13 protein-coding genes are annotated in these 14,103 nt (G+C 57.9%); 4 read left to right on the forward strand and 9 right to left on the reverse strand.

Annotation, left to right across the window (positions count from 1 at the left end; translation table 11 throughout):
- Positions 1–303 precede the first annotated feature (303 nt).
- Entirely contained in the window at positions 304–1,764 is a 1,461-nt protein-coding gene (locus QRN60_RS19585; RefSeq protein ID WP_065695313.1) for a M48 family metalloprotease, read from the forward strand.
- 12 nt (positions 1,765–1,776) lie between these two features.
- Here the strand turns inward: QRN60_RS19585 and QRN60_RS19590 are convergent, their stop codons facing one another.
- Positions 1,777–2,373 (reverse strand): TetR/AcrR family transcriptional regulator, encoded by a 597-nt coding sequence (locus tag QRN60_RS19590; protein ID WP_129564833.1) that lies wholly within the window; start codon positions 2,371–2,373, stop codon positions 1,777–1,779.
- Positions 2,374–2,470: 97 nt separating this feature from the next.
- Between QRN60_RS19590 and QRN60_RS19595 the strand changes: the two genes are divergently transcribed.
- Positions 2,471–2,977 carry a DinB family protein gene (locus QRN60_RS19595; RefSeq protein ID WP_003505110.1) on the forward strand — a complete coding sequence of 169 codons (507 nt, stop codon included), beginning with the start codon at positions 2,471–2,473 and terminating at the stop codon, positions 2,975–2,977.
- Positions 2,978–3,038: 61 nt separating this feature from the next.
- Here the strand turns inward: QRN60_RS19595 and leuC are convergent, their stop codons facing one another.
- Entirely contained in the window at positions 3,039–4,448 is a 1,410-nt protein-coding gene (gene leuC, locus QRN60_RS19600; protein ID WP_003505108.1) for a 3-isopropylmalate dehydratase large subunit, read from the reverse strand.
- 426 nt (positions 4,449–4,874) lie between these two features.
- Here leuC and QRN60_RS19605 point away from each other — a divergent pair, with 426 nt between their 5' ends.
- Positions 4,875–6,152 (forward strand): MFS transporter, encoded by a 1,278-nt coding sequence (locus QRN60_RS19605; protein WP_111791618.1) that lies wholly within the window; start codon positions 4,875–4,877, stop codon positions 6,150–6,152.
- Positions 6,153–6,274: 122 nt separating this feature from the next.
- Here the strand turns inward: QRN60_RS19605 and QRN60_RS19610 are convergent, their stop codons facing one another.
- The 4 genes from QRN60_RS19610 to rplS form a co-directional block, all read right to left on the reverse strand.
- Complete coding sequence (locus QRN60_RS19610; RefSeq protein ID WP_284766409.1) at positions 6,275–7,237, reverse strand: calcium-binding protein; 963 nt, start codon at positions 7,235–7,237, stop codon at positions 6,275–6,277.
- 181 nt (positions 7,238–7,418) lie between these two features.
- Entirely contained in the window at positions 7,419–8,732 is a 1,314-nt protein-coding gene (locus QRN60_RS19615) for an HlyD family type I secretion periplasmic adaptor subunit (protein ID WP_060725366.1), read from the reverse strand.
- Positions 8,725–10,458 carry a type I secretion system permease/ATPase gene (locus tag QRN60_RS19620; protein WP_129564801.1) on the reverse strand — a complete coding sequence of 578 codons (1,734 nt, stop codon included), beginning with the start codon at positions 10,456–10,458 and terminating at the stop codon, positions 8,725–8,727. Before QRN60_RS19620 ends, QRN60_RS19615 begins: the two co-directional genes overlap by 8 nt.
- A 337-nt stretch (positions 10,459–10,795) precedes the next feature.
- A complete protein-coding gene (gene rplS / locus QRN60_RS19625) occupies positions 10,796–11,335 on the reverse strand; it encodes a 50S ribosomal protein L19 (protein ID WP_003505101.1) in 540 nt (179 codons plus the stop codon).
- A gap of 268 nt (positions 11,336–11,603) precedes the next feature.
- Here rplS and QRN60_RS19630 point away from each other — a divergent pair, with 268 nt between their 5' ends.
- Positions 11,604–12,350, forward strand: a complete 747-nt coding sequence (locus tag QRN60_RS19630) for a sulfite exporter TauE/SafE family protein (protein WP_112977799.1) — start codon at positions 11,604–11,606, stop codon at positions 12,348–12,350.
- Here QRN60_RS19630 and trmD read toward each other — a convergent pair.
- The 3 genes from trmD to rpsP all read right to left on the reverse strand — a co-directional run bounded on the left by trmD (position 12,332) and on the right by rpsP (position 14,099).
- Entirely contained in the window at positions 12,332–13,030 is a 699-nt protein-coding gene (gene trmD, locus QRN60_RS19635) for a tRNA (guanosine(37)-N1)-methyltransferase TrmD (protein WP_111834634.1), read from the reverse strand. The two genes, QRN60_RS19630 and trmD, sit on opposite strands and share 19 nt — an antisense overlap.
- Positions 13,031–13,034: 4 nt before the next feature.
- Positions 13,035–13,601 carry a ribosome maturation factor RimM gene (rimM, locus tag QRN60_RS19640; protein WP_003505095.1) on the reverse strand — a complete coding sequence of 189 codons (567 nt, stop codon included), beginning with the start codon at positions 13,599–13,601 and terminating at the stop codon, positions 13,035–13,037.
- A 120-nt stretch (positions 13,602–13,721) separates the two neighbouring features.
- Positions 13,722–14,099 carry a 30S ribosomal protein S16 gene (rpsP, locus tag QRN60_RS19645; protein WP_003505093.1) on the reverse strand — a complete coding sequence of 126 codons (378 nt, stop codon included), beginning with the start codon at positions 14,097–14,099 and terminating at the stop codon, positions 13,722–13,724.
- Positions 14,100–14,103: the final 4 nt, after the last annotated feature.

Here is a 14,103-nt window from a genome sequence, read left to right on the forward strand (position 1 = left end):
CTTATTTTCGACGCGTGCCGCTGGCAATCGCTTTAGATGACTTCAATGGCGCTAATTTGCACTTGCCAGTTTCAAGTTGTTGCCCGAGAAAAGATGGGAATTATTGCGTTCTTCAGGAATATTCCGGACTTGATGGATCGTTTTTACCGTTTTGGCATTCATCGCCCGTTGGGGCGAATCTGTTATTCTGGTCTGCAATTAACGGATGATCAGGAACGTTAGGGGCAGGCATAGAGAATGAGAAATAGCATGACTGCACAGTGGAGGCTCTTCTCCCGTTCAGGCCTTCGCCGTTCGGGCAGGATGGCTGCCGCCTGTTCCGTGCTGACAGCGTCTGCGGTGTTCCTGTCGTCGTGCCAGTCTCTCTTCAGCCCGGCCTACCAGTCCACCCTGCGCCCCTCGGATAATCCGCAGACCGTGGAAGAAGTGCAGAAGAATGATCCCCGCGCCCAGATGGGTGCGCGCGAGCATCCGCGCATCGTGGCGAGTTATGGCGGCGAATATCGTGACGCCAAGACGGAAAGGCTCGTCGCCCGCATCGCCGGCGCGCTGACGGCGGTTTCGGAAAATCCGCAACAGTCCTACCGCATCACCATCCTGAACTCGCCGGCCATCAATGCCTTTGCGCTGCCGGGCGGATATCTTTACGTGACGCGTGGGCTTCTGGCGCTTGCCAACGATGCTTCGGAAGTGGCTGCCGTGCTTTCGCATGAAATGGGCCATGTCACCGCCAACCATGGCATTGAACGCCAGCGCCGGGAAGAGGCGGAGGTGATTGCCAGCCGCGTGGTTGCCGAAGTGCTGTCGAGTGATCTCGCCGGCAAGCAGGCGCTTGCGCGCGGCAAGCTGCGGCTCGCGGCCTTTTCGCGTCAGCAGGAATTGCAGGCGGATGTGATCGGCGTGCGGATGCTGGGCGAGGCCGGTTATGACCCCTTTGCCTCGCCGCGTTTTCTGGATTCCATGGCGGCCTATGCGCGGTTTTCCTCGGCCGATCCTGAAAACGACCAGAGCCTCGACTTCCTTTCCAGCCACCCCAACACGCCGCAGCGTATCGAGCTTGCGCGCCGTCATGCCCGCGCCTTCGGCCAGGACGGCCAGGTCGGGGATCGTGGTCGCGAGTGGTTTCTGGACGGCATAGACGGCCTGCTTTATGGCGACAGCCCGCAGGAAGGGTATGTCCGGGGCCAGACATTCCTGCACGGAACGCTCGGCATTCGTTTCGATGTGCCGGAAGGTTTCGTCATCGACAACAAGGTTGAGGCCGTTCTGGCGACGGGGCCGGGCGATATGGCCATCCGCTTCGACGGCGTCGCCGATCCGAAACAGACAAGCCTTGCCAATTATCTGACCAGCGGCTGGGTTGCCGGCCTGTTGCCGGAAACCGTCAAGGAAACCCAGATCAACGGTCTGGAGGCTGCGACGGCGCGGGCAAGCGCGGATAAATGGGATTTCGACGTGACCGTCATTCGCGTCGGCCAGCAGATATTTCGTTTCCTGACGGCCGTGCCGAAGGGCAATACCCAGCTCGATTCCATCGCCAACACATTGCGCACCAGCTTCCGCAAGATGACGCCGCAGGAAATAGCCTCGCTGAAGCCGCTCAGGGTGCGGGTGGTGACGGTGAAGCCCGGTGAAACCGTGGCGACGATGGCGGCGCGGATGATGGGAACCGACCGGAAGCTGGACATGTTCCGCATGATCAACGCCATGAGCGCCACCGCCACAATCCAGCCCGGGCAACGGGTGAAGATCATTTCGGAATAAGCTTGCGGCCTCCTATTCGCCGGTTGCCTGCGACAGGTAGGCGTGAACCAGTGCGATCATTTCCCGCCTGACTTTGGGCGACTGCAGCTCTCCGCGGCGGGCGGCATTGTGAATGATGCCGTCAATGGCATCCGATACGATCCGCGCTGCGGTTCCGCTTTCGACCTTTGAACCGGCTGTCATATGTGCCGCGATCGCTGCCGCATAGAGACCGAGATATTCCTCTTCGAAAGCGCTGTTGGGATCGTTCGTTCCTTGGTGGCTCGGCGCATCATCCAGAAGGACCTTGTGAAGGCCGGGATGGATGCTGTGGACCCCGATCATGCCGGTCACGAGCTCTTCAACGAATCTAGCGAGCGATTGCCGCTTTTGCGCGATGCTCTTCATGATGGAGAGACAGTCCTCGAGGTGACGATGGCGTACCGCTTCCACGATCGAAACCTTGTCCGGGAAATATTGATAGAGCGAGCCGATGCTGACGCCGGCCGTTTCGGCGACCCTGTTCGTGGTAAAACCCGCCCAGCCGTGATCGCTTAAAATGCGAGCCGCCGCATGGATGACAGCATCGACCGTTGCCCTGGAACGCTCCTGACGCGGCTCCTTGCGCATCTCGGTTTTCCGCTTTGCAATGCGAGTAGACAAGGCATCCTCCATGACGAAAATATAAACATAGTGCTCACATTTTTCAGATGTAAAGGATATTGTCATGAGGGATTTGCTCAGGAGCCTGCTCGGCTATCACGCATGGGCGAACAGGGACTTGTTCGAGAAGCTGCAACAACTCGATCCCGTCCAGAACGCGTCCGAGCGGCACATGGCAATTCGGCTGATCAATCATTATTACGTGGTCGCAAGGATTTTTTCGGGCCATCTCACCGGAGCGGCGCACGGTTTTCTCTCCGACAATACCGAGGCAACGCCGCAGCTGGATGATCTTGCGAAGGATGTCGCTGCTCTGGATGGCTGGTATCTCGACTACATCGGGAAAACATCACCGGCATCGCTTGGCGAATTTGTCGCCTTCACCTTTACGGATGGTGACAAAGGTTACATGTCCCGTGCCGAGATGATCTCGCATATGGTCCTGCATGCCGGCATTCACAGAGGGGAGGTCGCGCGTATTCTGAGCCAGCTCTCCATCACGCCGCCCTGGGATACTTTTGCTGTGTTTCTGCACGGCACGCAGCCGCAACGGCGTTTGCAGGGGGCATAATAAAAAGCCACCCGCCCCTGTGTGGGACGGGTGGCTTTCCTGAAACGATGGTGTCAGGAACCTATTGCCACTCGCGCACGTCGACGAAATGACCGGCGATCGCCGCCGCTGCTGCCATGGCAGGGGAGACGAGGTGGGTGCGGCTCTTATAGCCCTGGCGGCCCTCGAAATTGCGGTTCGAGGTCGAGGCACAGCGTTCGCCGGGCTTCAGGCGGTCGTCATTCATGGCAAGGCACATGGAACATCCCGGTTCGCGCCATTCGAAACCGGCTTCGAGGAAAATCTTGTCGAGACCTTCCTTTTCCGCCTGTTCCTTCACAAGACCGGAGCCGGGCACGATCATTGCCGAGACCGTGGGGGCGACCTTGCGGCCGTCGACGATTTTCGCCGCCGCGCGCAAATCTTCGATGCGGCCATTGGTGCATGAGCCGATGAAGACGCGGTCGATGGCGATATCGGTGATGCGCGTTCCGGGCTTCAGGCCCATGTATTCCAGCGCACGCCATTTGGAGGTACGCTTGTTTTCTTCCTCGATATCATCCGGATTGGGAACGATCCCTTCAACGGAGGTCACGTCTTCCGGCGACGAGCCCCAGGAGACGATCGGCGGCAGATTGGCCGCGTTCAGTACCACGACCTTGTCGTAATGTGCGCCTTCGTCGGACTTCAACGTTTTCCAATAGGCGATGGCCTGTTCCAGCGTTTCGCCCTTCGGCGAGCGCGGCTTGTCTTTGATGTAGTCAAAGGTGGTTTCGTCAGGTGCAATAAGACCTGCGCGGGCTCCGCCCTCGATGGTCATGTTGCAGACCGTCATGCGGCCTTCCATGGAGAGCGAACGGATCGCCTCGCCGGCAAATTCGATCACGTGACCGGTGCCGCCAGCCGTGCCGATCTCGCCGATAATGGCGAGGATGATGTCCTTGGCGGTAACACCATCCGGGATTTTGCCGTCGACACGCACCAGCATGTTCTTGGCCTTTTTCTGGATCAGCGTCTGGGTCGCCAGAACGTGCTCCACTTCCGAGGTGCCGATGCCATGCGCCAATGCGCCAAAGGCGCCGTGGGTCGAGGTATGACTGTCGCCGCAGACGATCGTCATGCCCGGGAGGGTGAAACCCTGTTCGGGGCCGACGATGTGAACGATGCCCTGGCGCTTGTCGCGCTCGGAATAATATTCGACGCCGAAATCCCTAGCGTTCTGCGCGAGCGCTTCCACCTGAATGCGGCTTTCCTCGTTCTTGATACCTTCCAGCCGGTCGGCCGTGGTCGGAACGTTATGGTCGACGACGGCCAGCGTGCGGGCAGGTGAATGCACGGGGCGACCGGCTATGCGCAGGCCTTCGAAGGCCTGCGGGCTCGTCACCTCATGGACGAGGTGACGGTCGATGTAGAGAAGACAGGTTCCGTCGGGATCACGATTGACGACGTGGTCGTCCCAGATTTTGTCATACAGGGTGCGGGGTGCGCTCATGGCTCTGTGCCTTGTCATATAAAAGGGTAATGAGGGTTCAGTAAGGCGGTGGACAGCGTGCTGCTGTCAGGCGAGCCTAAGTCGGCTGGTGAGCGCCCCGGAAACGCGCGCAAAGAACCGTGCCGGCAGACGCTTGTGGTCCTGCAGCACATAAACATTCTGCGCGAGACATCCGAATTTAGATCCCATGGCTGAGTTCATAGCAGATTGCCGGTTTTACGGCAATATGAATGCGTACAGCCCTGAATGCGACGGTTCGGCATTTTCTATATGCGCTGCATCATGGCTCAAGCCCCCAATGGGCCTGCCTTGTAGTGGTTGCCGGTGGTTATGATGCAGTGCAACTTGCGTATTTTGCAATGCACATATAGATGGGTTCCCTTATCATTTGCATTTCGACGAGCAATCGAAGGGAGGGAAAAGCATATGGTATCCGAAAAAGCCCTTATCTCGAAGATCACCTGGCGGCTGATGCCGTTTCTTGGCCTTCTTTATCTCATCGCCTATATCGACCGCCAGAATGTCAGCTATGCCAAGCTGCAGATGGTCGATGCGCTGAGCCTCAGCGAATATGCCTACGGCCTTGGCGCTTCGCTGTTCTTCATCGGCTATTTCCTCTTCGAGGTGCCGAGCAACCTTTTCCTCAACCGTTTCGGCGCCAGCAAATGGTTCGCCCGCATTCTGGTTTCCTGGGGCGCCGTCACCATCGCGCTTGCCTATACGCAGAACGCCACGATGTTCTACATCCTGCGCTTCCTGCTCGGGCTCTGCGAGGCGGGTTTCTTCCCCGGCGTCTTGTTCCTGATGACGCTCTGGTTCCCGCGCGATTATCGTGGCCGCATGATCGGCCTGTTCATGATCTTCAGCGCGCTTGCCAATGCCATCGGCGCGCCGCTTGGCGGCATGCTGCTCGATCTGGATGGTTTCCTCGGTTATGCCGGTTGGGAATGGGTATTCCTCGCCACGGGTATTCCGGCCGTCATCGCCGGTATCGCCACCTTCTTTTATCTTGATGATACGCCGGAAAAGGCGAAGTTTCTGACGCAGGATGAGAAAACCTGGCTGAAGAACCGGCTGGCCGAAGAAAACAAGGGCATGGAAGAGCATGCGGAGGACGGCTTCAAGGCGCTGGTCAATCCGCGCGTTCTGTTCATGGCGCTTTGCTATGTCGGCTTTCCGCTGGCCGCCTATGGTCTCAGCTACTGGCTTCCGACCATCGTGAAGAGCTTCGGCGTTTCCAACACCGCTAACGGCTTTATCAACATCATCCCCTGGGTGATCGTCGCCGTTGCCCTGTTCGTCGTGCCTTTGGCAGCCGACAAGGCCAAGAACAAGACGCCCTATATCGTCGGCCCTGCCTTCATCGGTGCGTTTTGCCTGTTGATGTCGGCATTGCTCAGTGATCCGGTCCTGCAGTTCGCTTTCCTGTGCATCGCCGCCGCAGGCATCTTTGCCGGCCAGCCGGTGTTCTGGAGCCTGCCCGGCCGCTTCCTCAAGGGAGCAGGTGCGGCTGCCGGTATCGCCGCGATCAATTCCGTCGGCAATCTGGGCGGCTTCGTGGCGCAGAATGTGGTGCCCTGGATCAAGGATCAGACCGGCAGCACCATTGCGCCGATGTTCTTCCTTGCTTTCTGCTTGGCGCTTGCCGGGGTGCTTGTCATCGTCGCAACGCGCAGAATGGGCAATCAGGTCAGGGCCGCCTGACTTTGGAAGATAGCGACAGCTGACACGATTGCCGACCGGCGCACCTGTAAAAAATCGTGGCCCGGATGTTTCCGGGCCACGATCATTTTAAGCGGCAAATAATCAAATTCTCTTCGAGAGAATTACGCGGTGAACCAATCGCTACCGGTCAGGTGAACACCGGAGACAACGATCTTTTCGCCCTTGTGCTCGCCAGTGACGTTGTAGCTGAGGATGGTGTCGTTATCGATCGTCGATACCGCCCAGTTATCGATCACCGAGCCGACCAGCTTGAGCTTGTCCACGGCGGCGTTGAAGCCTTCGATGGTATCAGTCGCAAAGCTCTTGGCCATGTCGCCGAGATTAAAGACGAAGGTATCGGCGCCACCGCTTGCGATGATGTGATCGATACCCTTACCGCCGGTCACCAGTGAGGACGCAAGTTTCACGCCGCTCAGGTCGATCGTATCGTTACCGGCACCTGCATCGATCTTGACGGAAGTGAAGCTGCCGTCGGTGATGCCAGCACCGCCATTCACGGCACCGGTATTGGCGGCAAGACCGCCCGTGCCAGCCGCAGATGCGTCGTTAAATGCAGCGCCAGCCTTGACGATGATCGTGTCGTTGCCTGCCCCGGTATCGATGTTGAAATTGTTTACCCAGGTCTTTTCATTCGAAACGACAGAGACGGTGACCGTGTCATTGCCAGCGCCGGTCGAGATGTTGCCACGCTTGGCATTGAGAACTTCCACGGTGGACGAACCGGTGCCGCCGAGATGAACGTCGACCTGAACGAAATCCTTGAAGATAAGGTTTTCAGAGGTGTCGGACTGGGCGAGAGCGTTCTTTACCGAATTCCATGCTGACGATACGTCAAATTTGAAGCCGTTCGAGGAGGCATCGTAACCGACATCCACCGTACCACCTGCACCGGTGCCGGGAACTGATACAGCGCCGACATTGACGCTACCGGATTCGAGCGAGGAACCGTTCTTGACCTGAGCGGTCGATTCCGTGAGGAGCTTATAAGCTTCCTGGTCGATCAGGCTGGTAAGCGAGGAAACCGAAGCGGCGCCGCCATTACCGAAAGTTACTTTTAACGCCATTTTAAACTCCTATAAATCTTTGAGAAATTGATGAATTGAAATTAAATTAATAGTAATTATTGCGGGTAATATTTAATACATAAAAAACGATAATACAATATAAGAAATACGTTTTTTTCGAAAAATCGCGTATTTGGTGTATTGAGAAATTTTCTCTAAAAGCCGCTTTTTCTGAAATAAATCATTCCTGAACGAAGGTTTTTCTGAGCCTGTCTTGGAATGGTTTTACGAAATAAGAAAGAACACTCCTCTCGCTGGTCTGGATAAATACTTCTGCCGGCATGCCAGGATACAACTTCCCGCCAGGTAGGTGCGTCATGCCGGCCTTGTTGGGTTTGATGCGCAACGCGTAATAAGATGTGCCAGTTCGGGAATCCGTCTGCAGATCGGGGGCAACGACAGCAACCTCCGCGCTCAAATCCGGCGTCGTGCTTTGGTTGAACGCCGTAAAGCGAACGGTGACCGGTTGCCCGACGTAAATCTGATCGATGTCTCGCGGGGTTATATTGGCCTCGATCGCAAGCTCATCCCGCTCCGGCACCACCAGCATCAGCACTTCGCCGGATTGAATGACGCCATTTATATTGTGCACTGAAAGCTGGTAGATGCGACCGGCAATCGGCGAGCGGATGTCGAGGCGATCCAGCTGGTCGCGCGTCGCCGCCAGCCGTTCTTCATATTCCGCAACGGTCGCTTCGATTGATGTCAGATCTTTCGTGACTTCCGATTTGCGGTCTTCGTCGAGCTGAAGCAGTTGCAGATCCAGTTCGCTCAGCTTGCCCACCGTTTGCGCACGAGCGGCGATATATTGGCCCTGCTGGCCTTCGAGATTGGACAGCTGGCGTTTGAGGAGATTGAGGCGCTGGAGCGTCACGAGCCCTTTTTTGAAGAGCTCGTCCGTCTTGGAAACATCGTCCTTTACAATGGCAAGCTCATTGTCCGTCGCCTCCACCTGCACCTCGAGGCCACGCGCCTCGTCACCGAGTTGGTCCTTGCGCGTTCCCAACTGCTTTTTCATGCCGACCAACGCGTTGCGACGGCTATTAAAAAGGTTCTGTTCGCTGTCGATGAAGGTCTTGGCCGCCTTCGAACTCGTCAGCGCCGCCAGGTCTTCCGTTACAGTGAAAGACGGTGCTTCGGCAATCTCTGCACGGAGACGGGCCCGACGCGAGTAGAGCTGCGCAAGCGTATTCTCGATGATGGAGAGGTTCGCCTGAACGACGGTGGCGCTCAGCCGCAGGAGGATCTGGCCGGCCTCTACCCTGTCACCTTCGGCGACATTGATCTCGCTGACGATGCCGCCGGAAAGATGCTGGATTTTTTTTGAATTGCCTTCAACGACAACCCGGCCCGTGGCCACCACCGCACCGGCAAGCTTTGCGAAAGCAGCCCAGCCGCCCAATCCGACCAAAAGGCCAAGGGCGAGAACGACCACTGCCGTCGAATGTCTGAGAATGGACGCATTCGTCATGCCGGGTTTTTCCGCTTCAACCATTTTCGCTCACCCGGTTTTCAATCTTGCGCGTTTCTTCCTCCTCAGGCACCTGGCGGATGTTCTGCCGCAGGATTTGCGCGAGCACCTCCTCCTTCGTGCCAAAGCGCAGCATCCGGCCGTTGCTCATCACCATCACCAGATTGACGCTTTCGATGGCGCTGGGGCGATGGGCAATGACGACGACGATGCCGCCGCGCGCCCTGATGTCGCCAATCGCATTGCGCAGGGCTCCTTCGCCTTCACTGTCCAGATTGGAGTTCGGCTCATCGAGAAGGACGAAGAAGGGTTCGCCAAACAGGGCACGGGCAAGGCCGATGCGCTGCTTCTGCCCGCCCGACAAAGCCTCGCCGCGGTCGCCAATATAGGTATCGTAACCGTTGGGCAGGTTCAGGATCAGCTCATGCACCTGCGCAGCCTTGGCTGCGGCGACAATTGCTTCCGCAGTCGCATTGCGGTCGAAGCGCGCAATGTTCTGCGCCACCGTCCCCGGCATCAGTTCCACCTGCTGGGGCATGTAACCGATGGATTTGCCGAGAAACTCGAAATCCCACTGGTTGAGTGCGGCCCCATCAAAGCGGACGGAGCCACGTTCATAAGGCCAGATGCCGGTCATCAGGCGTGCCAGCGTGGACTTGCCGGACGCGCTTGGGCCAATGATGCCGAGCCCGTCGCCTGCGTTCAGCGTGAAGGAAATATCGGCGACCGTATCGCGTGCGCCATTGGGCGGCCCACCCGTTACACGATCGACTGCGACGGTAAATTGCGGGCGCGGCAGGGAGAGCGGCGGTGTGGGTTCCGGCACCAGCTCCAGGAACTCGTTGACGCGTTTCCAGCCCTGTCTTGCGGTCATGAAGCTGCGCCAGTTCGCGATTGCATGTTCGACAGGACCGAGCGCCTTCGCAGAGAGAATCGAACCTGCGATGATGCTGCCCGCCGATGCATGGCCGTCGATGACAAGCACGGCGCCGATGGCCATGACGCCGGATTGCAGCAACAGGCGGAAGGTTCTCGACATGGCGCCGAGCATGCCGGCCGTATCTGAAGTCGACAGGGTGACGGAGCGATATCTGGAGTGCAACTCGTCCCACATGGACGTCACTGCATCCATCATGCCCATGGTCTTGATGGATTCAATGTTGCGCTGACTGTTGCCGACGAGGACGTTTCTCTGCCCTCGCGCAGTATAAGCCTGCTTTGTCGCCCTTTCGGTCAGCCAATTGGTCAGAAGCGTCAGCACGATGAGAACCACGGCTCCGCCGAGCACAGCGAACCCGATCCACGGATGCAGGGCAAAACAGATCAGGAGATAGATGGGCAGCCAGGGAATATCGAAAAAGGCCGCAGGCCCCGGCCCTGAGAGAAACTGGCGGATCTGATCGAGATCACCGACGATCTGCAGCCCATCGATCTTCCCGGAAGCAAGGAGCGGGGCGCTGATCGACGCCCTGAAAAGCTTCTGATTGAGCGCGTCGTCCATATTGTCCGAGATGCGCGCCAATATACGGCCTCGCAGCGCGTCGAACCCCATGAGAAACGCGTAGAGAACGATCAGCAGAACGACCAGCGCCACAAGAGAGGGAATGCTCTTGCTGGGCAGAATGCGGTCGTAAACTTCCAGCATGAAAAGTGAGCCGGAAAGATTAAGGATGTTCATCAACGCGCTGGCGAGGCCAACTGCCAAGAAAGCGGACTTATTTCTTGTTAAAAAAGAATTAAATAAAAACATAATAACACCTAAAACAGCAAGAAAATTGCACAATAAAGGGAATTAGGCAATGCTATTCGAGGATGGGCTAAAACACCCACACGAAAAAATTAAGTAAGTATCTGTAGTTGATTGGAATCTTTCTGCATCCTTTCATGAGAAATGACTGAAAGGTCGCGCGGCAGGCGGGCAGTAAGGCGAGTTTTCTTTCGATTTTCCAAGCTGCATAAAACCGCTCGCGCAGCATAGTTCCAGGCCGCTTGCCAATTCTCAGCCTGCGGCTTTAGGTTTGCAGCGAGACACCACAAAAAAGGCGGCCCGAAGGCCGCCTTTTCTTTAATCCATCGAAATGGAAATCTTATTCGGCTGCGGTTTCAGCAGCCTTTGCTGCTTCTTCTGCTGCCTTGGCTTCTGCGGCTTCGGCTGCTGCCTTCTCGGCGGCGAGAGCCTGTGCTGCTGCTACCTTTTCGGCTTCCAGACGTGCCTTTTCTTCGGCTGCTGCCTGCCGCTCGGATTCGTTCAGCTTGCGCGCGCGCGTACCGGTGTTTTCAACGATACGGGCAGCCTTGCCGCGACGGTCGCGCAGGTAGTAGAGCTTCGCGCGGCGAACCTTACCGCGGCGAACGATTTCAACGCCTTCGACCAGCGGGGAGTAGATCGGGAATACGCGCTCGACGCCTTCGCCGTAGGAAATCTTGCGAACGGTGAAGCTTTCGGAAAGGCCACCGCCGGAACGGGCGATGCAAACGCCTTCGTAGGCCTGAACGCGGGTACGGTTACCTTCGGTAACGCGAACGTTGACGCGCAGGGTGTCGCCCGGAGAAAACTCGGGCAGGGTGCGCTTTGCTTCGATCTTGGCGGCCTGTTCGGCTTCCAGCTGCTGAATGATATTGGTCATGTTAACCTCTGATTTCTTCTGAAACAGCCAGAGCGCTCAACGGTTTGTCCTTCGGTCAAAGCCTTGGGATCATGCCTTGCGGCAGGAGCGGATTCGCCATTCTTTGCTTGCGGTTAAAGGGGTAAACCCCAATTCCACGCGGGCACATACACGAGGCAGCGCCGTTTGTCATCCCTTTCATGACAATATTTTATCAATTGCGCACAGCGTTCCTGCAGTTGCGAAGCGGCTTTCTGCCGGATATGGCATGAAAACCTTGGGAGGGGCCATGTCCATATTCATCGTTCTCGTGCTGTTTGCGACCGGCTTTCTGTCGGGTGTCGTCAATGCCATTGCCGGCGGCGGCACTTTCCTGACCTTCGGGGCGATGACGCTGGCCGGCCTGCCGCCCATCGTTGCCAATGCCACTTCGGCTATCGTGCAGTTTCCGGGTTATATCACCTCGGTCATCGCCTATGGGCCGGAAATCCGTGCGCATTGGCGCGAGGCGATCCTGCTGTCAGCCGTTTCCGTCGTCGGCGGGCTGGCCGGCTCGCTGCTTCTGCTGTCGCTCGACAATCCTTCCTTCCGCCAGCTGGTTCCATGGCTGCTTCTTGCCGCCACCGCCGTTTTCGCCGCCGGCCCGTGGCTGCGTCCGAAGGTCAGTACGGAGCGGTCTCCCGGCAATCTTCCGAGCCTCGTCTTTCAGGGGCTCGCCTCCATCTATGGCGGTTTTTTCGGTGCCGGCATGGGAATCATGATGCTCGCCATCCTCGGGATCACCTCGGGCGGCAGCTATCATCATCTGAACGCGCTGAAGAACCTGCTGTCGGTGGTGATCGCCATCATCGCGATTACGATCTTCGTCAGCGGCGGCGTCGTATCCTGGTGGGCGGCGCTCATCATGTTCCCGGCAGCGGCACTTGGCGGCTATGCGGGCGTGCACACGGCAAGGCGCGTGCCGCAATGGATCATTCGCTGGCTGGTCATTGCGGTCGGCCTGGTGCTGACGGCCTATTATTTCGTCTCGGCCTGAGCCTTTTTAAGAAGGTCTGGCCGTCTTTCCTTCGTCAGCGCCAGCGCCTGTTCGTGCCGCCATTTGTCGATGGCGGCGTGGTTGCCTGACGTGAGGACGGCGGGAATATCGCGGCCCTCCCATGCCTGCGGACGGGTATAATGCGGATGTTCCAGCAGCCCGCCCTCGAAGCTTTCATGCACACCTGACAGATCGTTGCCCATGACGCCCGGCAGGACGCGGACGATGGCGTCCAGAAGCGTCAGTGCGGCCGGCTCGCCGCCTGAGAGGATGTAGTCGCCGATCGACACTTCCTCCAGCCCGCGCGCCTCTATGACCCGCTGATCGACGCCTTCGAAACGGCCGCAGACGATGATCGCACCGTCGCCAACCGCCAGTTCGCGCACACGGTCCTGCGATAGTGGTTTGCCGCGTGGGCTCATCAGCAGGCGCGGTCGCGTATCGCCATCCGAAACATGGTCGATGGCTGCAGCAAGAATGTCGGGTTTTAGTATCATGCCGGCACCGCCGCCTGCCGGGGTGTCATCGACGCTTCTGTGCTTGTCCGTCGCGAATTCGCGAATCTGCACGGCCTCAAGCGACCATTGTTCGCGTTCCAGCGCCTTGCCCGCCAGCGAATATCCCAAATGTCCCGGAAACATTTCCGGGTAGAGCGTCAGAACGGTGGCCTTGAAAGTCATTGCTTTATTTCTTGCCGAAAGGCGATGCGCCGGTTTCGTCTTTGTCGTCGGGATTGTCGATCAGTCCGGCGGCCATCGGGTCGATGAGAATGCGGCCGCCTTCGAGATCGATTTCAAGCACGGCTGCTTCCGAAAAGGGTATGAGGGCAGGGCGACGGCCCGCACCTTTCAGTTCCAGCAGATCACCTGCACCGAAATCGTAGACGGCGCTGACGGCGCCATAGCTTTTGCCTTCGGCATCAACGGCTTCCAGCCCTTCGAGATCGGCATAATAAAACTCGTCGTCGTCAAGCTCGTCGTCAGGAAGGTTGTCCCGGTCGATGAACAGTTCCAGCCCGTTCAGGCTTTCGGCCGCATTACGGTCGTTGATGCCCCTGAAACGAACGACGACAACGTTCTTGCCCTCGCGCACCTCAAGAATTTCGAAGATGCGGCCATCGGCGGTGACCAGATTACCATAATCGCCGAGCGCCATCGGATCGGCCGTATAGGTGCTGACACGGACCTCACCGCGCAGGCCCTGCGCGCCGCCGATCTTTGCCATGAGTACCGGGTTTTCCAGCTTTGCCATCGGGCCGTCCGTCTTCTGGTGGTGGTTGCGTCAGCTTTAAGGTTTGTTGACGCCAAAATAAACAAAAAACGGGCGGCATGGAAAACCACGCCACCCGTTCTTCAAAAGATTCTGCGCAGATTATTCTGCGGCAGAGGCTTCCGCAGCAGCAGCGGCTGCATCTTCAGCCTTCTGCTTCTTTTCGGCAACGCGTTCCAGAGCGCGCTTGCCCGGCTTTGCCTTTTCCGGGTTGCTGCGAGCGGCGCGCTCGGCAAGGCCGGCTTCTGCGAGGAAACGCAGAACGCGGTCGGTCGGCTGTGCGCCCTTGGCGATCCATTCCTTGATGAGGTCAGCCTTCAGCTCGATGCGCTGCGGGTTGTCCTTGGCAAGCATCGGGTTCCAGGAACCGACCTTCTCGAGGAAACGGCCGTCGCGGGGCGAACGGGCGTCAGCAACGACGATCTGGTAGTACGGGCGCTTCTTGGAACCACCGCGTGCGAGACGAATTTTAAGTGCCATGTCA

The sequence above is a fragment of the Agrobacterium sp. CFBP2214 genome (assembly GCF_030209895.1).
GTDB lineage: Bacteria > Pseudomonadota > Alphaproteobacteria > Rhizobiales > Rhizobiaceae > Agrobacterium > Agrobacterium radiobacter.

Bases quoted from the DNA above. Each gene is read 5' to 3' on its own strand.
- QRN60_RS19585 (WP_065695313.1), top strand. From the start codon at position 304: ATGGCTGCCGCCTGTTCCGTGCTGACAGCGTCTGCGGTGTTCCTGTCG.
- QRN60_RS19590 (WP_129564833.1), bottom strand. From the start codon at position 2,373: ATGCGCAAGGAGCCGCGTCAGGAGCGTTCCAGGGCAACGGTCGATGCT.
- QRN60_RS19595 (WP_003505110.1), top strand. From the start codon at position 2,471: ATGAGGGATTTGCTCAGGAGCCTGCTCGGCTATCACGCATGGGCGAAC.
- leuC (WP_003505108.1), bottom strand. From the start codon at position 4,448: ATGAGCGCACCCCGCACCCTGTATGACAAAATCTGGGACGACCACGTC.
- QRN60_RS19605 (WP_111791618.1), top strand. From the start codon at position 4,875: ATGGTATCCGAAAAAGCCCTTATCTCGAAGATCACCTGGCGGCTGATG.
- QRN60_RS19610 (WP_284766409.1), bottom strand. From the start codon at position 7,237: ATGGCGTTAAAAGTAACTTTCGGTAATGGCGGCGCCGCTTCGGTTTCC.
- QRN60_RS19615 (WP_060725366.1), bottom strand. From the start codon at position 8,732: ATGGTTGAAGCGGAAAAACCCGGCATGACGAATGCGTCCATTCTCAGA.
- QRN60_RS19620 (WP_129564801.1), bottom strand. From the start codon at position 10,458: ATGTTTTTATTTAATTCTTTTTTAACAAGAAATAAGTCCGCTTTCTTG.
- rplS (WP_003505101.1), bottom strand. From the start codon at position 11,335: ATGACCAATATCATTCAGCAGCTGGAAGCCGAACAGGCCGCCAAGATC.
- QRN60_RS19630 (WP_112977799.1), top strand. From the start codon at position 11,604: ATGTCCATATTCATCGTTCTCGTGCTGTTTGCGACCGGCTTTCTGTCG.
- trmD (WP_111834634.1), bottom strand. From the start codon at position 13,030: ATGACTTTCAAGGCCACCGTTCTGACGCTCTACCCGGAAATGTTTCCG.
- rimM (WP_003505095.1), bottom strand. From the start codon at position 13,601: ATGGCAAAGCTGGAAAACCCGGTACTCATGGCAAAGATCGGCGGCGCG.
- rpsP (WP_003505093.1), bottom strand. From the start codon at position 14,099: ATGGCACTTAAAATTCGTCTCGCACGCGGTGGTTCCAAGAAGCGCCCG.